Consider the following 19,790-nt stretch of genomic DNA (forward strand, 5'->3'; position numbering starts at 1 on the left):
GCAGCGTACCGACGGGGCTGCGGCGCCGTCGCCGGGATTTCCGGGGCCCGACGCGATGACGGGACCGGGGGTTTGAGCACCACTCCCGGTCCCGCCCACCCCGCGCTGTTCGCGGGACGTTCTGTGCGTTGCTGCGAAGGTCAGCGGCCGACCTTGCGGTTGGCGCGCAGCCACTCCTTGTTCATGCTGGTGATGGAGAAGAGCGGGATGCCCTTCGGGCAGGCGGTGGCGCACTCGCCGGTGAGCGTGCAGCCGCCGAAGCCCTCGTCGTCCATCTGCGCCACCATGTCCAGGACGCGGGTCTCGCGCTCGGGGGCGCCCTGCGGAAGGACGTTGAGGTGGTTGATCTTCGCCGAGGTGAAGAGCATCGCCGCGCCGTTCGGGCAGGCGGCCACGCAGGCACCGCAGCCGATGCACTCGGCGTGCTCGAACGCGAAGTCGGCGTCGGGCTTGGGCACCGGGGTGGCGTGCGCCTCGGGGGCGGCGCCGGTCGGGGCCGTGACGTAGCCGCCGGCCTGGATGATCCGGTCGAAGGCCGAGCGGTCGACGACCAGGTCCTTGACGACCGGGAAGGCCGAGGCGCGCCAGGGCTCGATGTCGATCGTGTCGCCGTCCTGGAAGGACCGCATGTGCAGCTGGCAGGTGGTGGTGCGCTCGGGGCCGTGCGCGTCGCCGTTGATGACGAGCGAGCAGGCGCCGCAGATGCCCTCGCGGCAGTCGTGGTCGAAGGCGACGGGGTCCTCGCCCTTGACGATGAGTTCCTCGTTGAGGGTGTCGAGCATCTCCAGGAACGACATGTCCTTGGAGATGCCGTCCACCTCGTACGTGGACATGGCGCCTTCGGCGTCGGCGTTCTTCTGGCGCCAGACGCGCAGGGTGAGCTTCATGCGTAGCTCCGCTGGGTGGGGTGGACGTACTCGAAGACGAGGTCTTCCTTGTGGAGCACCGGCGCCGTGCCGGTGCCGGTGAACTCCCAGGCGGCGGCGTAGGAGAACTCCTCGTCGCGGCGGGCGGCCTCGCCGTCGGGCGTCTGGGACTCCTCGCGGAAGTGGCCGCCGCAGGACTCGGCGCGGTGCAGGGCGTCGAGGCACATGAGCTCGGCGAGCTCGAGGTAGTCGACGATGCGGTTGGCCTTCTCCAGCGACTGGTTGAACTCCTCGCCGGTGCCGGGGACCTTGATGCGGCGCCAGAACTCGTCGCGGATCTGCGGGATCCGGTCGAGGGCCTTGCGCAGGCCCTCCTCGGTACGGGCCATGCCGCAGAACTCCCACATGAGTTCGCCGAGTTCGCGGTGGAAGGAGTCCGGGGTGCGGTCGCCGTCGACGGCGAGCAGCAGGTTGATGCGGTCCTCGGTCTCGGCGAGGACCTCCTGCGCCGCCGGGTGGTCGGCGTCGATCTCGTCCTCGTGCGGGTGCCGGGCCAGGTAGTCGTTGATGGTGGCCGGCAGGACGAAGTAGCCGTCGGCGAGGCCCTGCATCAGTGCGGAGGCTCCGAGCCGGTTCGCGCCGTGGTCGGAGAAGTTGGCCTCGCCGATCGCGAACAGGCCCGGGACGCTGGTCTGCAGGTCGTAGTCGACCCACAGGCCGCCCATCGTGTAGTGCACGGCCGGGTAGATGCGCATGGGCACCTGGTACGGATCCTCGTCGGTGATCCGCTGGTACATGTCGAAGAGGTTGCCGTACTTGGCCTCGACGGCCTTGCGGCCCATGCGCTCGATGGCGTCGGCGAAGTCGAGGTAGACGCCCTGGCCGCCGGGGCCCACTCCCCTGCCCTCGTCGCACACGTTCTTCGCGGCGCGGGAGGCGATGTCGCGCGGCACGAGGTTGCCGAAGGACGGGTAGATGCGCTCCAGGTAGTAGTCGCGCTCGTCCTCGGGGATCTGGTGCGCCGGGCGGGTGTCGCCCTTGGCCTTGGGCACCCAGATGCGGCCGTCGTTGCGCAGCGACTCGCTCATCAGCGTCAGCTTGGACTGGTGGTCGCCGGTGCGCGGGATGCAGGTGGGGTGGATCTGGGTGAAGCAGGGGTTGGCGAAGTGGGCGCCGCGCCGGTGGGCGCGCCAGATCGCCGTGGCGTTGCTGTTCATGGCGTTCGTCGACAGGTAGAAGACGTTGCCGTAGCCGCCGGAGGCGAGCACGACGGCGTCCGCGAAGTACGTGTCGATCCTGCCGGTGACGAGGTCGCGGGCGACGATGCCGCGGGCCTTGCCGTCGACGACGATCAGGTCGAGCATCTCGGTGCGCGGGTGCAGTTCGATGTTGCCGGCGGCGACCTGCCGGCTGAGCGCCTGGTAGGCGCCGAGGAGGAGCTGCTGGCCCGTCTGGCCGCGGGCGTAGAAGGTGCGGGAGACCTGGACGCCGCCGAAGGAGCGGGTGTCGAGGAGGCCGCCGTACTCGCGGGCGAAGGGGACGCCCTGGGCGACGCACTGGTCGATGATCTCGACGGAGATCTGGGCGAGGCGCCGCACGTTCGACTCGCGGGCGCGGAAGTCGCCGCCCTTGACGGTGTCGTAGAACAGGCGGTGGATCGAGTCGCCGTCGTTGCGGTAGTTCTTCGCCGCGTTGATGCCGCCCTGCGCGGCGATGGAGTGGGCGCGGCGCGGGGAGTCCTGGAAGCAGAACTGGACGACGTGGTAGCCCTGTTCGGCGAGCGTGGCGCCGGCGCTGCCGCCGGCGAGGCCGGTGCCGACGACGATGACGGTGTGCTTGCGCCGGTTGGCGGGGTTGACCAGCTTGGCCTCGAAGCGGCGCTTGTCCCAGCGCTCCTCGACGGGCCCGGCCGGCGCCTTGGTGTCGACGACCGGCTCGCCGGTCGCGTAGTCCGCGTAGGTGCTCATGTCTTCAGCTCACCAATCCGGTCATGACGCCCACGGGCACGGCGACGAAGCCGGCGGTGAGCAGTACGGCGAGGACGTTGCCCGTGGTCTTCAGGACGCGGTCGCGGGTGCGGCTGCCGACGCCGAGGGTCTGCGCGGCGCTCCAGAACCCGTGCTGGACGTGGAAGCCGAGGGCGACAACGGCGACGATGTAGACGACGTTGCTCCACCAGGTCGAGAACGTGTCGATGATGTTCTGGTACGGGTGGAGGTGCTCGTAGCCGCCCGGGTGCACGGTGCCGGTCGTCAGGTCGAGGATGTGCCACACGATGAAGAGGCCGAGGATGATCCCGCCCCAGCGCATGGTGCGGGTGGCGTAGCTCGAACGGGCCTTCTTGTGGACGTACTTGCTGGGGCGCGCCTTGATGTCGCGGCGGCTGAGCTGGTACGCCGAGGTGGCGTGGGCGACGACGGCGGCGACGAGGACGACGCGCACGAGCCACAGGCCCCACTCGTGGTGGAGGACGGGGGCGCCCATGGTGCGCAGCCAGACCGCGTAGTGGTTGATCTCCTCGGGGCCGAAGAAGATCTTGAGGTTTCCGATCATGTGGGCGACCAGGTACAGCAGCATGACGATGCCGCTGACCGCCATCACGGTCTTCTTGCCGACGGTGCTGTCCCAGAGCGTGCGCGTCATCGACGGCCGTCGGTCCGTCCGTGTTGCCAGAGCCATGTCACTGACGGTAGGGGCCGGGGACCCGATCGGTCCAAGACATGGTGCGCCTCATTTCCATAGGCATTGCCTATCCAGGGAACTATCCTGGGGTTCATGCAGTTCCAGCAGCTCCAGTACTTCGTCGCGGTCGCCGAGACCCGGCACTTCACGCGCGCCGCCGAGCTCGTGCACGTGGCGCAGCCCTCGCTGTCCCAGCAGATCCGCGCCCTGGAGCGGGAGCTCGGCGTCGACCTGTTCCTGCGGGCGCGGGGGAACATCACGCTGACCGACGCCGGTGAGGCGCTGCTGCCGCTGGCCCGGCGCATCCTCGCCGACGCCGACACGGCGCGGCACGAGGTGCAGGAGCTGGCGCAGCTGAAGCGCGGGCGGGTGCGGCTGGGGGCGACGCCCTCGCTGTGCACGGGCCTGCTGCCGGACGTGCTGCGCGCCTTCCACGACCGCTACCCCGGCATCCAGCTGCTCATCGAGGAGTCCGGTTCGCACGACCTCGTACGGGAGCTGGCGCGCGGGGCGCTGGACCTGGCCCTGGTCGTGCTGCCGCTGCCGGCGCCGGCGCCCGCGCTGACGACCGTTGAGCTGCTGCGGGAGGAGCTGGTGGTGGTGTCCTCGCCGGACGCGCCGCGGCCCGGGCGGGGGCGGGCGTCGGTGCGGATCTCCGACCTGGAGGGGGAGCGGCTCGTCATGTTCCGGCACGGGTACGACCTGCGGGAGCTGACCGTCGCGGCGTGCCGGGCGGAGGGGTTCGAGCCGGATTTCGCGGTGGAAGGGGGCGAGATGGACGCGGTGCTGGGGTTCGTCCGGGCGGGACTGGGGGTCGCGGTCGTGCCGCGGATGGTCGCGGCTCGGGCCGGGGCGGATCTTCGGGTCACGCCCCTGGCGCGGCCGGGGTTGCACCGGACCATCGCGCTCGCGCACCGGTCCGATGTGGCGCCGCCGCGGGCTGCGCGGGAGCTTCAGCGACTGCTCTTCGCGCGGGACACGTAAGAGCTCGGGGCGTCTTGTCTCGTCTCGGGCCGCGGGCCGGTGGGGCTTCTCGCGCAGTTCCCCGCGCCCCTGGAAGGCAGCGGCTTCGCCGCGCCTTCCCCCGATGACAGGCGCCCCGCGCCCTTGTCGGGGAGATGCGGCGCGAAGCGCCATGCATCTCAGGGGCGCGGGGAACTGCGCGATCAGCCCCCACCCACCCGCAGACGAAGTCGCCCGACCGACGGAGTCAGCTCGTGGCATCCGCCAGGGCCAGGTCGTGGAGGCGGTCCGGCGGGCCGGGGCGCGCGTAGTACCAGCCCTGAGCCGTGTCACAGCCCAGCTCGCGGAGCTGCTCCGCCTGCGCCCCCGTCTCGACACCCTCCACCGTGACCGCGAGGTCCAGGCTGTGGGCCAGCGAGACGATGCCCTCCACGATCTTCAGGTCGACCGGATCGGCGGGGAACTGCTGCATGCCCTGCGTGAAGGAACGGTCCAGCTTGAGCACGTTGACCGGAAGCCGCCGAAGGTTCGCCAGGTTCGAGTACCCCGTGCCGAAGTCGTCCAGGGCTATGTCGACCCCCATCTCGGAGAGCCGGCGCAGCGGCTTGAGGAGGTCGTCGTCCGCGCCGATGAGCGCGGACTCGGTGACCTCCAGGCACAGCGCGCCCGGTTCGAGACCGGCCCGTTCCAGGATGTCCACGGTGTCGGAGACGAGTCCGGGGTGGGTGAGCTGCATCGGCGACAGGTTCACGTTGATGCGCAGGGGCCCCGCCTCCGCGTGCCGCTCCTGCCAGGCGCGGGCCTGCCGTACGGACTCCTCCAGGACCCAGCGGCCGAGCGGCACGATGAGCCCGGTGTGCTCGGCGAGCGGGATGAATCGGTCGGGCCCGAGCACCCCGTGCTGCGGGTGCAGCCACCGCACCAGCGCCTCGGCGCCGCGCACGCTGCCGTCGCCGAGGTGCACGAGCGGCTGGTACTCGATGAAGAACTCGCCGCGGTCCAGCGCGGCCGGCAGCGCGGTGGTGAGCCCGTGCCGGGTGATGGCGCGCGCGTCGGCCTCCGGGTCGGCGAGCTCGAAGCGGTTGCCGCCCGCGGACTTGGCCCGGTACATGGTGATGTCGGCGCTGCGCAGCACCTCGGCGGGGCTGCGCTCGGCGGCCGGGCCCTCGACGATGCCGATGGAGCCGCGCACGGAGAGTTCGCGGCCGTCGATGCGGATCGGGGTGGCGAGGGCGTGCATGATGCGGCCCGCGAGATCGTCGACCTCGGTCTGGGTGTCGGGGCCCGTGGTGAGGGCGACGAACTCGTCGCCGCCGAGCCGGGCGACCATCTCGCCGGGCGCGGTGGCGCAGGCCTGGAGCCGGTCGGCGACCTCGACCAGGAGGCGGTCGCCGACGGCGTGGCCGAGGCTGTCGTTGACGGTCTTGAAGCCGTCGAGGTCCAGGTAGCACAGGCCGAAGCGGGCTCCCTCGCCCGCGCCGAGCACCTTCTCCAGGCGTTCGAAGAAGAGGGTGCGGTTGGGCAGGCCGGTGAGCGCGTCGTGGGTGGCCTCGTAGCGCAGGCGCAGATTGAGCAGCCGACGCTCGGTGGTGTCCTCCATCAGCGCGAGCTGGTACTGGGGGACGCCGTCGGCGTCGCGCAGCAGCGACACCGTCAGATTGGTCCACAGGGCGGTGCCGTCGGGCCGCTGGAAGGCCTTCTCGACGCGGTAGTGCTCGCGCTCGCCGCGCACCAGCTCGTGGTAGAGGTGCCACACCTGCGGGGCGTCCTCGGGGTGCGTCCACTCGGTGGTGTTGCGTCCGCGCAGCACGCTCTCGCTGCCGCCGAACATCCGCACCAGTGCGTCGTTGACCTCGAGGACGGTGCCGTCGAGGGAGGCGATGCCGATGCCGATGGCGGCGCCGTGGAACACCGCGCGGAACCGGGCCTCGCTCGCGTGCAACGCTTCGGCGACGGCGCTGCGGGCGTCGAGCGCGGCCCGCGAGATGGCCTCCTGCTCGACCCGGGTGCGCTCGCGCAGTGCGGCCGCGAAGCCGGCGGCCACCTCGTGCTGGATCCGGGAGCAGCGGGCGCGCAGGTCGTCCTCGCGGCCCGGGGTGTCGGCCTCCTCGCCGCAGTAGAGGACCAGGTAGGCCTCGACCACGTCCAGGGTGCGGCTGAGCGCGTCCGGGTCGGTGCAGTGGGCCTCGACGAGGCCCGCGCCGACGGCCCTGGCGCGCGCGGCGTCCAGGGTGTGTGCGGCGAGCGCCTCGCGCAGGATGTGCGCGAGCGGCGCGAGTTCGTCCTCGAACTCGGGCCGCGTCAGCGAGGTCGCCGTCACCGGGTAGATGGCCCGGCTCCAGATGGTGGCGAACCTGCGCAGTCTGTCCTCCGGTCCGCCCGGCTCTTCACTCACGCCTTGCGCCCCACTCCCACATAGCCCGCGAAGGTGTACGGGTCCTCGTCCTCCGGCGCTGTCTCGGGCCGCCACACCGGCATCGGCACGATGCCGGGCTCCACGACCTCGAACCCGTCGAAGAAGCGGCCGATCTCCGCGGGCGTGCGCATGATCAGCGGGTTGCGCACGGTGTCCCGGTAGACGCCGACGGTGCCGCCCGCCTGCTCCTGCGAGATGGGCATTCCCTGGTAGGAGGCGTGCGTGACGACGAGCATGCTGCCGGGGGCCAGTGCCTCGGCGAGCTCGGTGACCGCGCCGTACGGGTCGTCGGCGTCCTCGATGAAGTGGAGGACGGCGACGAGCAGGAGGGCGACGGGCCGGTCGAGGTCGAGCAGTCCGCGCACCTCGGCACTGGCGAGGATGTCGCGGGGCTTGCGCAGGTCGGCGGAGAGGACGGCGGTGTCCGCGTTGCCCTCCAGGACCGCGCGGCTGTGCGCGACGGCGACCGGGTCGTGGTCGACGTAGACCACGCGGGCGCCGGGGCTCGCCTTCTGCGCCACCTCGTGGACGTTGCCGAACGTGGGGATGCCGGAGCCGATGTCGAGGAACTGGGTGATGCCCTCGTCGACGGCGTGGCGCACGGCCCGCCGCATGAACGCCCGGTTCGCCTGCATGATCTTCGGCAGGCCCGGCATGAACTCCATGGCCTTGCGCGCGGCTTCCCGGTCCACCTCGAAGTTGTGCGAACCGCCCAGGTAGTAGTCGTATATCCGGGAGACGCTGGGCACCGAGATGTCGATGCCCTGCGGGGCCCAGGCAGGACGCTCCATCAATCTCTCCAAGGCGTAGGCGAGCCGGTGTTCGAGCTGAGGCTACTGATCAGGTGCCAAAGGAGCGAGTCAAAACGGAAATTGACCGTCCGTTCTCGGTCACTGCCTGCGGCACGTGCCAATTGCACAGAGCCCGAAATCACCCCGAAACCATCGCTTTCCCAACCCAAAAGGAACCGGCCCGTTCCCCGCACATGACCTTCACTGGCCATGGAGGAACGGACCGGCGTTTCGTCAAATCCCCGCCGACTCTACTGTGCCTCGCTCGCGGAGCGCACGGGCCCCGCCCCGAAGGTCACTTCGGGGCGCCGACGGGCTTTCCGTCCGGGCCCGCCGCGTACCAAGTGCCGCCCACCCCCTGGCCGTTGGTGTCGCCCGGCTTCTTGTCGCCGGAAAACGTGTAGACCGGCCAGCAGTTCAGGGTCTGCTGCTTCGTACCGTCGGGTCGGGTGAAGGTCATGTATCCCTTGAGCGGAATGCCCTTGGTGTCGTTCTTGGCGACCGGCGCGACGGCGGGCCACTTCTCGGCGCAGGCGCCCACGCAGTTCGACTTGATGGGCCAGGCGGAGTCCTTGAGGAAGCGGTAGACGGTCCTGCCCTCCCGGTCGACGACGATCTCTCCGAGCTTCGGGTCCTTGCGGGTGGAAAGGCCCTTGAGGTCCGCCGGGCGGGCGGCCGCCGCAGGGCTCGCCTTCTTGCCGTCGGGCGCCGCCGCATACCAGACGCCGCCCACGCCCTGCCCCTTCGCGTCGCCCGGCTTGGCGTCCTTCGCGTAGCGGTACATGGGCCAGCCGTCGAGGGTGAGCTGCTTGGTGCCGTCGGCGGCGGTGACCTCACCGAGCAGGGAGGGGTCGACGCCGGGCGCCGCCTTCGCGCCGTCGGCGGGCACGGCCGGCCAGGCCTTGAGGCACGCGTCGTCGCAGTTCGACTGCGGTGGCTGCGCGGTGTCCTTGTCGAAGCGGTACAGGGTGAACCCTGCGCTGTCGGTGACGACGCCGCCGAGCTTCTTGCTGTCCCAGACGGCGAGCTGTCCCGCGGACTCGGTCTTGGCGGCCGTGTCCCCCGACGAGCCGTAACCGTCGGAGCCGTAGCCGTCCGCGCCCGATCCGTAACCGCCCTGCGCGGGCGCCGCGTCGCCCACGTTCTGGCTCGTACCGGTCACGTCGCCCCGGTCCTGACCGCATGCCGTCGTCAGGGCCAGCAGGGCCGCGGCCGTCGCCACGAACGAGGCGCTGCGCCAGGAGGTCTTCATCGTCAACTCCCGCTGATCTTCTGGGTGTTGCCCGGAACCGGTCGGGTCCGCGCATGACCGTGGATACGGACGCGGACGCGGGGTGCGTTCAACACGGCGCGAGATTTCTGACTCCTACGGGCGACGGCACGCCCGGCAAACCTCGCGCGCCCCCGCGCCCCACGATCGGAGTAATCGCAACCCGCCCGGGCGTGTCCGCGCCGGACGCTGCCGAGGATCACCGTCGTGCATCGATCGAAGCGGGCCGGATCGGCCCTGGTCACCCGCGTCCTGGCGGTGGTCGTGACGGCCTGGCTGTGCGGCGCGCCCGCGAGCGCGGCGGCGCTCGTCCCGGCCGACGCCTGCGCGTGGGCCTCCGTGGACGGGGGCGCCGAGGGCGGCGCCGTCGCGGTCGCGGGCGACGGCGCGCAGTGCAGCCCGTCACCGACCCCGCCGCCACCGAAACCACCGCCGAAGCCCACCCCCAAGCCCCCGCCTCCCCCGCCGCCCCCTCCTCCGCCACCGCCGCCACCGCCACCACCTCCGCCGCCCCCTCCGACGACCCATGCTCCCGAGCCCGCTCCCCCACCGCCGCCGCCTCCGCCGCCGCCGAAGCCCGTACCCAAGCCGAAGCCGAAGCCGCCCCCGCCCCGGTCGGCGCCGCCGAAGCCGAGCCCGACGCCCGTCCACTACCCGGCCTACCGCCCGAAGGCGCACCGCGCGCCCCCGAGCGGCGGTCCGTCGCTCGTGACGCTCACCCTGCTCATCACCGCGCCCGCCGTGCTCGCGGTCGCCGCGCTCCGCCCCCGCTGACCTCTGTGGAGACAAGAGATGTCGGAATGGCTTGTACTCGCCCTCGCGATGATCGCGGTGTGCGCCGTGGTCCTCGTCGTCCAGGTGCTGCAACAGCGCCGGATCGGCGACGACGACGACCCGTCGGAGACCCCCGACGTCATCGAGTACATGACGATGATGATCGGCGTGGTGTACGCGATCGTCCTGGGTCTGGCCATCGCCGGGGTCTGGGAGGCGCGCAGCGCGGCCCAGGACCACGTGCGCAACGAGGCCCAGGCGCTGCACGAGGTCCACGAACGGGTCCGGGTGTACCCGGCGGACGTACGCACCCGGATCCGGGCGGATGTCGACACGTATGTCAGCCATGTCGTGACGACCGAGTGGCACGCGATGCGCACCAAGGGTGAGCTCACCGACCGGGGCACCGAACTGCTGGACCAGGTGCGGCACGACGTCACCGACTACAAGCCGCGCAACGACTTCGAGGCCCAGGCCTATCAGCCGCTGCTCGACCAGGTGACGGCGGCCGACGACGCCCGCAACGCCCGGGCGGACTCGACCGGGGCGACGATGCCGGGGGTCGTCTGGTTCGGCCTGATCGTCGGCGGGCTCGTCACGATCGGCATGATCTTCGTGCTGCAGATCCGGCGCACCCCGCGCGAGCTGATCCTCGCCGGGCTCTTCTCCGCCCTGTTCGCGTTCCTGCTGTTCCTCATCTGGGACTTCGACGCCCCCTACAGCCGGGGTGTCGCGGCAACGGCCGAACCGTTCCTGATGCTGTTCCCCGGCGCCGGGTGAGGCGGCTCCGGGCTGCGGCCCGGGGCCGTACGGAGCACTCTGGGGGCATGACCGCATGGCAGACCCCCATCGTCGTCCACCCGCCCGCGCCGGAGGGCGGCCGGCACGTCACCGTGCGCGGGCGTCCGGTGGGGCTGGCCCACAGCGACCGGGATCTGACGGAGCTGCTGCGCCGGGCCGGGCTCGGCGAGGCGGACACAACGCTGGACGACCCGCACCTCGTGGAGTGGCGCGGCGCGGGTCCGCACGTGTGGCACGCGGCGGGGACCGACGGGCCGTCAGTCCGCGCCGACCTCCCCTGACCGGCCCACACGCGTTGCCCCGTTCGTACGACACCGATCGCGCGCCGCACGGCGTGTCCCTAGCGTTTCGGGCATCGAGGTGCTTGTCCCCAGTAGTACGCGGAACCGGTCCGCGGCTGCCCCTCGTGGACCCGGAGGATCTCCCATGCGCGCGATACGTACCGCTTCGGCCGCCGCTCTCTGCCTGACCGCCCTGTCGCTGACGGCCCTGCCGGCCGCGGCGGGCGACTCCGACACGTTCCGGGTCGGCATCACGCCCACGACGGTCGCCGCCGGCGGGCAGATCACTCTCACCTCGCACGGCTGCGACCGCCGCACCGAGGTCACCGCCGGGATCTTCGACACAGTCTCGATCGGCAAGGGCGGCGGCTCGGCGAGCGCGACGGTCGACTGGGACGCCAAGCCGGGCGCCGTCTATCCCGTCACCTTCTCGTGCAAGCGCGGCCCGACGCGGACCCTGCACCTCACGGTCGCGGGCGGCAGACCCATTGAGCCCACCCCCGAGCCGATCCATCAGGGGCACGGCGTGCGGGCCGGGATCGGCGGCAGCCTCGGCGGTCTCGACATGAAGGAGATCGGCCTCGGCTCGGCCCTGATCCTGGGCTCGCTGGCCACCGCCTACCACCTCGCGCGGCGCCGCACGGGCGACGACGGCGCCTGACGCGGCGACGAAAGGCCGGTGCCCCGCGGACCGTGACGGTCCGCGGGGCACCGGCCTTTTCGCGGCCTCGCGCGGCAGGCCCCGTGAAGGGGGCCGGGGCCCGCCGCGCCGGGTCAGACGCGGTTCTCGGCGCGGCGGCGCATCCAGAAGACACCGCCGCCGACCAGCGCGACGGCCACGAGGCCGCCGCCGATCGCCATGTCGGTGCGGGTGGCGCCGGTCTCGGTGGAGCCGCCGAGACCACCGCGGACGCCGCCGTTGATGACGGTGAACGCGGCCGGCTTGGTCACGGTCGAGCCGCCGCAGGAGACGGTGATGTCGTGCGCGCCGGGCGTGGCGTTGTGCCGGATGCGCGCGGTGGCGGTCGCGGTGCTGCCCGTGGACCGGGTGAAGCTGGTGGTGTCGAACGCGTTCGACGAAGCGGTGCCGCCCTCCTGGCACTTGGTCGAGTCGACGGTGATGGTCAGCTCTCCACCGCGCGGGATGACGCTCGGCGTGGCCGTGATGTTGGACGGCGTCGGGTCGGACCAGGCGGACGCGGCGGGGGCGGCGAGACCGACGGCGGCGACGGCGACGGCGGACACCGCCAGAGCACGGGTGGTACGCATGGAAATCCTCCGCGGAAGACGTCCCCGGGGAACGGTCCCCGGGAATTTCGGCGAGAACGCCTCCCAGACGAACCCTCAGATGCCGTGCACGGCACCGCATTTCGGGAATCGGCCGTCCTGGTGAGGCGACACGCCGAGGGAATTCCGTACAAGCAGACAATCCCGCAGGTCACACACCGTCAGAAAAATCCTGTGCGGGAGAACTCGGATGGCGCACCGGGGCCGCCCCGGCCGGTGGGCCGCCACCCGTTCGCCCTCGCCCCGTCGCCCGTCGTGCGCGCTCGACTTAGCGTGCTGGTACGCGCAACGGACACGGTCTCGCCGCCGCGTCCAGAGGGGATGAGCGAATGTTCAAGCCAGCCTTCGCCGAAGAGGAGCGACCCAGGAAGCGAGCCCCGTGGGGCGTGATAGCGCTGGTGCTGCTCACCGGTCTGGCGCTGATCCGCAACGGTTCGGGAGAGTTCGACGTCGGTCCGCCGCAGCCCGCGCCGGCCGCCGCGGCGGACACCCGGATCCCCGCGGCGCTCAAGTCCGCGGGCGCCCCGCAGCCGCTGCCGTTCTCGATGGCGGACCGGGTGCGCATCCCGGCGATCCGGGTGGACGCTCCGGTCACCGCGGTCGGTCTGGACGCGGAGGGCTGGGTCGACGCGCCACCGCCGCAGGACCCGAACCTCGCGGGCCAGTTCACGGGCTCGGTCTCACCGGGTGAGCAGGGCACGGCCATCGTGGTCGGGCATGTCGACAACATGCAGGGCCCGGCCGTGTTCTACGGGCTCGGCTCCGTGAAGAAGGGCAACCACGTCGAGGTGCTGCGCCGGGACGGCAGGACGGCCGTCTTCGAGGTGTACGGGATCGAGGTGTTCGAGAAGGCGAACTTCCCGGGCGAGAAGGTCTACGGCCCGACGGGCACCCCCGAGCTGCGGGTGATCACCTGCGGCGGCGGCTTCTCGAAGCAGAACGGCTACGACGGAAACGTCGTGGTCTTCGCCCGCCTGGTGTCCGTGCGCTGAGCGCACGGACACCAGGTCGGCTCACAGGCCCCGGCGGCGCGGCACGGTCAGGCGGTAGCCGTCGTCGAGCAGCCGGGGCAGGTACCTGTGCAGGGCGGCGACGCTCTGCGCGCGGTCGCCGCCGGCGTCGTGGTTGAGGACCACGACGCCGGGCGCGGCGCCGCCCAGCACCCGGGAGACGATCGTGCGGGTGCCCGGCGTGGTCCAGTCGAGGCTGTCGACGGTCCAGGCGAGCGGCTCCATGCCGAGCTCGGCGCCGAGGCGGAACGCGGAGCGGTTCCAGGCGCCGTAGGGGGCGCGGAACCAGGCGGGGGCCTCCCCCGTCGCGTCCTGGACGACCTCGCAGGTGCGCTCGATCTCGGGGCGCATGCGCGCGCGGGTGAGCTTCGTCAGGAGCGGATGCGTCCAGGTGTGGTTGCCGATGACGTGGCCGTCGTCGGCCATCTCGCGCAGCAGGTCCTTGTTCTCCACGGCCATCTCGCCGCACACGAAGAACATGGCGCGCACCTCGTGGCGCCGCAGGGTGCGCAGGATCTCGGGGGTGAAGCGCGGGTCGGGGCCGTCGTCGAAGGTGAGCACCATGGCCCGCTCGTCCGGTCCGAAGTCCATGCTGAGCAAGGGCGCGCGCCGGACCGCGAGGCGCTGCGGGGCGGTGCGCTGGGGCCCGTACCCGCCGATCGGCCGCAGCCGGTAGGCGGAGGGTGCGAGGGGCCGGGCGGCGGGGGCGCCGGCGGCGGGGGCCGCGCTCGGGCTCGCGCCGGACGGGCCGCCCGCGCGGTCGGTCGCGGAGCAGCCGGTGAGGGCGGCCACGGCGACGGCGGTGAACCCGCGCAGGAAGGTGCGCCGGCCCGAGGCCGCATGCCGGGCCGGAGCCGCGGTGTCCTGATCTGTTTTCATGCTTAATGCCTCGCACGCGCCCCGCCGTGCGCCCCCCGCGACACCTGCGGGCGCGGGCGAAAGCACCCGTTCAGCCGGGGCCGTCCGACCGGTGCCCCCACCAGGGACTTTCGGCTAGCCTCTCGGCGTGAACGAACAGCAGCCCCCACAGTTCGAACGCGGCACGGACGGCCCGAAGGTGATCCTCGTCGGCATGGACGGATCGGACTCCTCGTTCCGCGCCGCCGCCTACGCCGGCGGCCTGGCCCGGCGGCAGAACGCCCTGCTCGCGGTCGTGTACGTGCAGCCCGTGATGGCGGCCGGGACCGCCCTCGGGGTGCCGGTCGCCGAGGTGACCGACGAGGTCGCGGAGGGGCTCATCGCCGAGATCCGCGCGGCCGCGGAGCGGGTGAAGGGCATATACGACGTGCGCTGGGAGTTCCACACCTTCCGCGGCGACCCGTACAACGGCCTGGTCACCGCCGCCGAGAAGCTGACGGCGGACGCGGTGGTCGTCGGGGCCTCGGAGCAGGCGGGACACCGGATCATCGGCTCGGTGGCGGTGCGCCTGGTGAAGGCGGGGCGCTGGCCGGTGACCGTGGTGCCGTAGAACCGGGGGCGCGGGCCGGGGCGTGCCTTCTTCCGAACACGCCCCCACAGGTGCATCATGAGCGGCCGTCAGCCGTCGCACCTGCGAAGAGGTGAACCCCATGGCCAAACTACGGATGGGACAGGGCGTACTGCGCCGCAAGCCCATCGAACAGATCGAGGACACGGAGTCCGGGGCGGGTGGCGAGTCGGCACAGCTGACCCGCACGCTCGGTCTGACGCAGCTCACCGCCATCGGCGTGGGCGGCATCATCGGCGCGGGCATCTTCACGCTCGCGGGCACGGTCGCGAACGAGAAGGCCGGCCCCGCCGTGCTGATCTCGTTCCTCATCGCGGGTGTGGCGAGCGCGGCGGCCGCCCTGTCGTACGCCGAGTTCGCCGGCCTGATCCCCAAGGCCGGCTCCGCCTACACGTACGGGTACGCGGTGCTCGGCGAGCTGGTGGGCTGGTTCATCGGCTGGGACCTGCTCCTGGAGTACACGGCGATCGTCGCGGTGGTGGCCATCGGCATCTCCGGCTATTTCAGCTTCCTGCTCGGAGAGATGGGCCTGGAGCTGCCGAAGTGGATGCTGGGCGCGCCCGGTACGGGTGACGGGCACAAGGTCGACCTGTTCGCGGCGCTGCTGTGTCTGCTGATCGCGTATCTGCTCACGCTCGGCATCAAGAACGCGGCCCGTTTCGAGACGGTCGTCGTGGTGCTGAAGGTCCTCGTGGTGATCGTGGTGATCGCGGTGGGCTTCTTCCACATCGACACCGGGAACTACACGCCGTTCTTCCCGTTCGGGGTGAGCGGGGCGTTCACGGGCGCCGCGACGGTGTTCTTCGCCGTGTTCGGCTACGACGCGATGTCGACGGCGGCCGAGGAGTCCAAGGACGCGCAGCGGCACATGCCGAAGGCGATCATCTACTCGCTGGCCATCTCGATGGTGCTGTACGTGCTGGCCTGCCTGGTGCTGACGGGCATGCAGAACTACAAGGACATCGACCCGGAGAGCGGCTTCTCGACGGCGTTCAAGTCGGTCGGTCTGAGCGGGCTCGCGGACGTGATCGCGGTCGGCGCGATCATCGGCATCCTCACCGTGATGTTCACGTTCATGCTGGGTGTGACGCGCGTGTGGTTCTCGATGTCGCGTGACGGGCTGCTGCCGAAGTGGTTCGCGAAGACGCATCCGACGCGGCACGTGCCGACGCGCGTGACGTGGATCGTCGGGTTCGCGTCGGCCGCCATCGCCGGGTTCCTGCCGATCGGCGAGGCGGCCGAGCTGACCAACATCGGCATCCTGCTGGCGTTCGTCGTGGTGTGCGTCGCGGTGATCGTGCTGCGCTACCGGCAGCCGGAGCTGCCGCGCACGTTCCGCACGCCGGGCATGCCGTTCGTGCCCGCGATCGGGGTCGTCTTCTCGATCTGGCTGATCACGTTCCTGGAATGGCAGACGTGGGTGCGGTTCGCCGTCTGGTTCGTGGTCGGGCTCGTCATCTACTTCGGATACTCGTACAAGAGGTCCGAGCTGAACCGCACCGAGTCCTAGTCACCTCACGCGTCACCGGCCTCGAGGGACTTCTGGAACTCCTGCTTCATCTTGTCGAGTCCCTTGGGGCCCCACTCCGACCAGAACGGCTTCCACTCGCTGATCTTGCGGCGTCCGGCGACGATGTCGTTGACCAGGTCGTTGGCCTCGGTCGACAGGCGCCCGTAGTGCTCGGTGTACGCGTCCGAGTAGTGGCCGACGGTGGCGTTCTGGACGGCCGTGCGCAGGAGCTCCTGCTCGACCCCGTACATGTCCTTGACGTCCTGGACGCCGTGGCTGCCGGGGAAGACGGACGGGGCGAGGACGAAGGGGGCCGTGGTGGCGGTGGCCAGGCCGCTCCACAGGCCCTCGACCTCCTGCTTGCCCTTCTTGGTGCGCTGCGGGAAGCCCTTGTCGTCGTAGGTGAAGTCGCTGCCCTCGGCGCCGAACTCCAGGAACTCGCGTTCCTTGGTTCCGTAGGGCGCGGCGAGGTAGTTCAGGATCTCCAGCATCATCCGGACGCGCTTCTCGCTGCCCTTCTTGATCGCCGTGTATCCGATGGTGCCGAACGCGTGGTAGTGCGCGTTGGCCTTGGCGCCGTCGGCGTCGAAGGGGATGAGGATCTCGGCGGCGAGGGCCGGGTCGTTGGTGCGGGTGTCCTTGCGGGCGCCGGTGGGGTTGGCGTAGACGCAGGCGCCGATGCGGCCCTGGGCGAGCTTGAGGTAGGCGTCGGCCATCTTGGGGTCTCCGGGGTAGAAGACTCCGGCCTTCTTGAGCTTGACGACGAAGTTGAGCGCTTCGAGGTACTGCTCGGACTCCATCCAGAAGGTGACCTTGCCGCTCTTGTCGCGGCCCCACTTGTTGGGTGCGCCGTAGCACTGGCTGAGGACGCTGACGGCGTTGCCGTAGATCGGTTCGAGGGCCCAGGTGTTGCCGCCGGTGACCTCCTTGCACTTGTCCATGAACTCCTCGGTGCTCTGCGCCGAGAAGCCGTCGGCCTTCGCCCAGATCTTGGGGTTGCCGCCGTAGACCTGGCCGAGGGCGGGGTAGGGGCTGGGGGCGCCCCAGATCTTGCCGTTGACGACGGCGGTCTTCCAGTGCGCCGGGGTCATGTTGGCGAGGTTCGGGTAGTCCTTGACCGCGTCGCCGGAGACGTACTCCGTGATGTCGGCCATCTTGGACTCCAGGAGCTGCGCGATGTGCTGCAGGCCCTGGTTGGGCGGGATCCACATGAGGTCGGGCAGATCGCCGCCGGCGACGATCGCGGGGAACTTCTCCTCGTAGCCGGGGTCGGTGCCGAGGATCGCGGACAGGTCGACGCCGAGCTTGGAGCTGACCTGCTTCCAGTGGGCGTTGGAGCCCTTGGGCAGCGGGGGCTGGACCCAGATCTCGGTGAGCATCGAGACCTTGGAGCCGTCGCCGGGGACCTTCGCGACGCTCTGCGCGAGTTCCTTCGGGTAGGAGAGGAAGCCGGCGGACAGGCCCTTCGCGTTGGGCGGCAGGTCGGGCTTGACGCCGGTGAAGGGGACGTAGGCGGGCAGTTTGACCTTGGCGGAGGCGGCCTCGCCCTTGCCGGCGGTGGAGCTTCCGCAGCCGGTGAGGAAGGAGGAGGCGGCGCCCGCCGCGACGGCGGTGCTCAGGCCGAGGAAACGGCGTCGGGACACACCGGTGCTCATGATCGACTCCACACGGGTTCGGGGACGGAGGTACGGGGGCAGGGGCCGGAGGGGCCCTGGATCGCGGGCCGGCTCAGCCCTTGATCGCGCCGGTGAGCACGCCCTTGCTGAAGTACTTCTGCAGGAAGGGGAAGAGCAGCAGGATCGGCAGCAGCGCGAGCATGACGACGGCCATGGAGATGGACTGCGGCGGCGCCATGTGGGTCACCCCCAGCTGGTCGGAGGTGATGGCCTTGCCCTGGACGACGTAACTGCGCAGCACCACCTGGATGGGCCACTTGCCGGAGTCGTCGAGGTAGAGCATCGCGTTGAAGAAGGCGTTCCAGTACGTGACGGCGTAGAAGAGGCCGACGACGGCGATGACGCCCTTGGACAGCGGCATGACGATGCGGGTGAGGACGCGCCAGTCGCCGGCGCCGTCGATGCGGGCGGCCTGGTAGAGCTCCTCGGGGATGTTCATGAAGAAGGCCCGCATGACGACGAGGTTGAAGGCGTTGATCAGGCCGGGCAGGATCAGCGACCAGTACGAGTCGCGCAGCCCCAGCTCCTTGACCAGGACGTACATGGGGATCATGCCGGGCGCGAAGAGCAGGGTGAACAGGACCATGAGCAGGACCGGCTTGCTGCCGGGGACGCCGCGCTTGGACAGGGCGTAGGCGAGGCCGACGGTCGTCAGGAGCGACAGCGTCGTGCCGACGACGGTGATGCCGATGCTGACGAGGACGGCCCGGGTGACGAGGCCGCCGGACAGGATCGTGGTGTACGCCTCGAAGGTGGGGTCCGTCGGGAAGAGGACGAAGCCGCCGGACGCGGTGATCTCCTCGCGGGAGGCGAGGCTCGTGGACAGGACCGTGAGGAACGGCAGGATCATCACGGCGCAGATGACGGTGAGGACGACGGCCTTGGCGCTCTTGCCGAGCGGGCTCGGCGGCTCCTCCCAGGCGGGGCGGGCGTCCTCCGGCCGGGGCTTCAACAGCGGCAGGGAGAAGGTCACTTGCTGTACACCCCTTGCTCTCCGAAGGCGTGGGCGAGCTTGTTGGCGCCCCAGATCATGAGGGCGCCGACGACACCCTTGACCAGGCCCGCGGCGGCGCCGACGCCCCAGTCGCCGTAGACCACGCCGTGGTAGTAGACGTACGTGTCGAGGACCTCGGCGGCGCGGGCACCGACCGCGTCGCGCTGGAGCAGGAACTGCTCGAAGCCGACGGACAGGACGTCGCCGAGCCGCAGCACGAGCAGCATGATCGTGACGCTGCGGACGGCGGGCAGGGTCACGTGCCACATGCGGCGCCAGCGGTTCGCGCCGTCGACGGCGGCGGACTCGTACAGGCTCTGGTCGACGTTGGCGAGCGCCGCGAGGTAGATGATCATGCCCCAGCCGATGTCCTTCCAGATGACCTGGGAGGTGATCAGCAGGGGGAAGGCGTGCGGGTCGGTCATCACGTCGAGGGCCGAGAAGCCGTGGTCGCGCAGGAAGTTGGAGACGAGGCCCGCGCCGCCGAGTACCTGCTGGAACAGGGCGACGACCAGCACCCAGGAGATGAAGTGCGGGAGGTAGACGACGCTCTGCACGAACTTCTTCACGCGGCTGGAGACCAGGCTGTTGAGCAGCAGGGCGAGGGCCAGCGGGGCAGGGAAGAAGAAGACGAGCTGGAGGGCGGCGAAGGCGAGGGTGTTGCGGACGGACTCCCAGAAGGCCGGGTCGGCGAAGAGTTCCTGGAAGTTGGCGAGGCCGACGAGGGCGCTGTCCTTGAAGCCGATGAAGGGCTGGTAGTCCTCGAAGGCGACGATGTTGCCGAGCATCGGGACGTAGAAGAAGACGACGAAGAACAGCAGGCCGGGCGCCATCAGGGCGAGCATCACCCAGTTGTCGCGCAGCCGGCGCGCGAGCGGCGGACGGCTCCTGAGGGTGCGCCCCCCGGCCCGTGCCGGGGCGGGCGCGGGCGGCGAGGCGGCACGGACGCGCCGTTCAGTTGCTGGGGAAGACACGCGTACTCC

General features: G+C 70.9%; 19 protein-coding genes. 8 read left to right on the forward strand and 11 right to left on the reverse strand.

The window, feature by feature from the left end; genetic code table 11:
• Positions 1–140 precede the first annotated feature (140 nt).
• Genes IAG42_RS04155 through IAG42_RS04165 form a run of 3 tightly spaced genes read right to left on the reverse strand, consistent with a single transcriptional unit; the run spans position 141 to position 3,509 of the window.
• Positions 141–887 carry a succinate dehydrogenase/fumarate reductase iron-sulfur subunit gene (locus tag IAG42_RS04155; RefSeq protein ID WP_188335653.1) on the reverse strand — a complete coding sequence of 249 codons (747 nt, stop codon included), beginning with the start codon at positions 885–887 and terminating at the stop codon, positions 141–143.
• Complete coding sequence (locus IAG42_RS04160) at positions 884–2,833, reverse strand: fumarate reductase/succinate dehydrogenase flavoprotein subunit (RefSeq protein ID WP_188335654.1); 1,950 nt, start codon at positions 2,831–2,833, stop codon at positions 884–886. The genes IAG42_RS04155 and IAG42_RS04160 overlap by 4 nt, the downstream gene beginning before the upstream one ends.
• 4 nt (positions 2,834–2,837) lie before the next feature.
• The gene (locus IAG42_RS04165; protein WP_188341173.1) at positions 2,838–3,509 is read right to left on the reverse strand and encodes a succinate dehydrogenase; all 672 of its coding nucleotides are present in this window, start codon (positions 3,507–3,509) and stop codon (positions 2,838–2,840) included.
• 132 nt (positions 3,510–3,641) lie between these two features.
• Here IAG42_RS04165 and IAG42_RS04170 point away from each other — a divergent pair, with 132 nt between their 5' ends.
• On the forward strand, positions 3,642–4,532 hold the full coding sequence (locus IAG42_RS04170; protein WP_188335655.1) for a LysR family transcriptional regulator: 891 nt from the start codon (positions 3,642–3,644) through the stop codon (positions 4,530–4,532).
• A gap of 226 nt (positions 4,533–4,758) precedes the next feature.
• Here the strand turns inward: IAG42_RS04170 and IAG42_RS04175 are convergent, their stop codons facing one another.
• From IAG42_RS04175 to IAG42_RS04185, 3 genes are all read right to left on the reverse strand, one after another.
• The gene (locus IAG42_RS04175) at positions 4,759–6,906 is read right to left on the reverse strand and encodes a putative bifunctional diguanylate cyclase/phosphodiesterase (protein ID WP_188335656.1); all 2,148 of its coding nucleotides are present in this window, start codon (positions 6,904–6,906) and stop codon (positions 4,759–4,761) included.
• Positions 6,903–7,718, reverse strand: coding sequence for an SAM-dependent methyltransferase (locus tag IAG42_RS04180; RefSeq protein WP_188335657.1), 816 nt, complete (start codon positions 7,716–7,718; stop codon positions 6,903–6,905). The genes IAG42_RS04175 and IAG42_RS04180 overlap by 4 nt, the downstream gene beginning before the upstream one ends.
• A gap of 295 nt (positions 7,719–8,013) precedes the next feature.
• Positions 8,014–8,970 carry an SCO0930 family lipoprotein gene (locus IAG42_RS04185; protein WP_188335658.1) on the reverse strand — a complete coding sequence of 319 codons (957 nt, stop codon included), beginning with the start codon at positions 8,968–8,970 and terminating at the stop codon, positions 8,014–8,016.
• 225 nt (positions 8,971–9,195) lie between these two features.
• Between IAG42_RS04185 and IAG42_RS04190 the strand changes: the two genes are divergently transcribed.
• The 4 genes from IAG42_RS04190 (at position 9,196) to IAG42_RS04205 (ending at position 11,505) form a co-directional block, all read left to right on the forward strand.
• On the forward strand, positions 9,196–9,762 hold the full coding sequence (locus IAG42_RS04190; protein WP_223205849.1) for a hypothetical protein: 567 nt from the start codon (positions 9,196–9,198) through the stop codon (positions 9,760–9,762).
• Between the two features lie 18 nt (positions 9,763–9,780).
• Positions 9,781–10,542, forward strand: coding sequence for a bestrophin-like domain (locus IAG42_RS04195; RefSeq protein ID WP_188335659.1), 762 nt, complete (start codon positions 9,781–9,783; stop codon positions 10,540–10,542).
• A 47-nt stretch (positions 10,543–10,589) separates the two neighbouring features.
• Complete coding sequence (locus tag IAG42_RS04200) at positions 10,590–10,844, forward strand: hypothetical protein (protein ID WP_188335660.1); 255 nt, start codon at positions 10,590–10,592, stop codon at positions 10,842–10,844.
• 145 nt (positions 10,845–10,989) lie between these two features.
• On the forward strand, positions 10,990–11,505 hold the full coding sequence (locus IAG42_RS04205) for a hypothetical protein (RefSeq protein ID WP_188335661.1): 516 nt from the start codon (positions 10,990–10,992) through the stop codon (positions 11,503–11,505).
• A 113-nt stretch (positions 11,506–11,618) separates the two neighbouring features.
• Here IAG42_RS04205 and IAG42_RS04210 read toward each other — a convergent pair whose 3' ends face one another.
• Entirely contained in the window at positions 11,619–12,113 is a 495-nt protein-coding gene (locus IAG42_RS04210; RefSeq protein ID WP_188335662.1) for a hypothetical protein, read from the reverse strand.
• 347 nt (positions 12,114–12,460) lie between these two features.
• Here IAG42_RS04210 and IAG42_RS04215 point away from each other — a divergent pair, with 347 nt between their 5' ends.
• Positions 12,461–13,123, forward strand: a complete 663-nt coding sequence (locus IAG42_RS04215; protein WP_188335663.1) for a class F sortase — start codon at positions 12,461–12,463, stop codon at positions 13,121–13,123.
• 21 nt (positions 13,124–13,144) lie between these two features.
• Here the strand turns inward: IAG42_RS04215 and IAG42_RS04220 are convergent, their stop codons facing one another.
• Positions 13,145–14,020: a polysaccharide deacetylase family protein gene (locus IAG42_RS04220; protein WP_188335664.1), complete on the reverse strand. Its 876-nt coding sequence runs from the start codon at positions 14,018–14,020 to the stop codon at positions 13,145–13,147.
• Positions 14,021–14,147: 127 nt separating this feature from the next.
• On the opposite strand from IAG42_RS04220, the gene IAG42_RS04225 reads away from it, so the two are divergent.
• Complete coding sequence (locus IAG42_RS04225) at positions 14,148–14,609, forward strand: universal stress protein (protein WP_188335665.1); 462 nt, start codon at positions 14,148–14,150, stop codon at positions 14,607–14,609.
• Between the two features lie 100 nt (positions 14,610–14,709).
• Positions 14,710–16,137, forward strand: a complete 1,428-nt coding sequence (locus IAG42_RS04230; protein ID WP_188335666.1) for an amino acid permease — start codon at positions 14,710–14,712, stop codon at positions 16,135–16,137.
• 5 nt (positions 16,138–16,142) lie between these two features.
• On the opposite strand, the gene IAG42_RS04235 is transcribed toward IAG42_RS04230, so the two are convergent.
• The 3 genes from IAG42_RS04235 to IAG42_RS04245 form a co-directional block, all read right to left on the reverse strand.
• The gene (locus IAG42_RS04235; RefSeq protein WP_188335667.1) at positions 16,143–17,792 is read right to left on the reverse strand and encodes a type 2 periplasmic-binding domain-containing protein; all 1,650 of its coding nucleotides are present in this window, start codon (positions 17,790–17,792) and stop codon (positions 16,143–16,145) included.
• A 73-nt stretch (positions 17,793–17,865) separates the two neighbouring features.
• Entirely contained in the window at positions 17,866–18,786 is a 921-nt protein-coding gene (locus IAG42_RS04240) for a carbohydrate ABC transporter permease (RefSeq protein ID WP_223205850.1), read from the reverse strand.
• Positions 18,783–19,781 carry an ABC transporter permease gene (locus tag IAG42_RS04245; RefSeq protein WP_223205851.1) on the reverse strand — a complete coding sequence of 333 codons (999 nt, stop codon included), beginning with the start codon at positions 19,779–19,781 and terminating at the stop codon, positions 18,783–18,785. The genes IAG42_RS04240 and IAG42_RS04245 overlap by 4 nt, the downstream gene beginning before the upstream one ends.
• Positions 19,782–19,790: the final 9 nt, after the last annotated feature.

This window comes from Streptomyces xanthii (genome assembly GCF_014621695.1).
GTDB lineage: Bacteria > Actinomycetota > Actinomycetes > Streptomycetales > Streptomycetaceae > Streptomyces > Streptomyces xanthii.

Excerpts from the sequence above, each read along its gene's own strand:
- IAG42_RS04155 (WP_188335653.1), bottom strand. The coding sequence starts at position 887 with ATGAAGCTCACCCTGCGCGTCTGGCGCCAGAAGAACGCCGACGCCGAA.
- IAG42_RS04160 (WP_188335654.1), bottom strand. The coding sequence starts at position 2,833 with ATGAGCACCTACGCGGACTACGCGACCGGCGAGCCGGTCGTCGACACC.
- IAG42_RS04165 (WP_188341173.1), bottom strand. The coding sequence starts at position 3,509 with ATGACGCGCACGCTCTGGGACAGCACCGTCGGCAAGAAGACCGTGATG.
- IAG42_RS04170 (WP_188335655.1), top strand. The coding sequence starts at position 3,642 with ATGCAGTTCCAGCAGCTCCAGTACTTCGTCGCGGTCGCCGAGACCCGG.
- IAG42_RS04180 (WP_188335657.1), bottom strand. The coding sequence starts at position 7,718 with ATGGAGCGTCCTGCCTGGGCCCCGCAGGGCATCGACATCTCGGTGCCC.
- IAG42_RS04185 (WP_188335658.1), bottom strand. The coding sequence starts at position 8,970 with ATGAAGACCTCCTGGCGCAGCGCCTCGTTCGTGGCGACGGCCGCGGCC.
- IAG42_RS04195 (WP_188335659.1), top strand. The coding sequence starts at position 9,781 with ATGTCGGAATGGCTTGTACTCGCCCTCGCGATGATCGCGGTGTGCGCC.
- IAG42_RS04200 (WP_188335660.1), top strand. The coding sequence starts at position 10,590 with ATGACCGCATGGCAGACCCCCATCGTCGTCCACCCGCCCGCGCCGGAG.
- IAG42_RS04205 (WP_188335661.1), top strand. The coding sequence starts at position 10,990 with ATGCGCGCGATACGTACCGCTTCGGCCGCCGCTCTCTGCCTGACCGCC.
- IAG42_RS04210 (WP_188335662.1), bottom strand. The coding sequence starts at position 12,113 with ATGCGTACCACCCGTGCTCTGGCGGTGTCCGCCGTCGCCGTCGCCGCC.
- IAG42_RS04215 (WP_188335663.1), top strand. The coding sequence starts at position 12,461 with ATGTTCAAGCCAGCCTTCGCCGAAGAGGAGCGACCCAGGAAGCGAGCC.
- IAG42_RS04220 (WP_188335664.1), bottom strand. The coding sequence starts at position 14,020 with ATGAAAACAGATCAGGACACCGCGGCTCCGGCCCGGCATGCGGCCTCG.
- IAG42_RS04230 (WP_188335666.1), top strand. The coding sequence starts at position 14,710 with ATGGCCAAACTACGGATGGGACAGGGCGTACTGCGCCGCAAGCCCATC.
- IAG42_RS04235 (WP_188335667.1), bottom strand. The coding sequence starts at position 17,792 with ATGAGCACCGGTGTGTCCCGACGCCGTTTCCTCGGCCTGAGCACCGCC.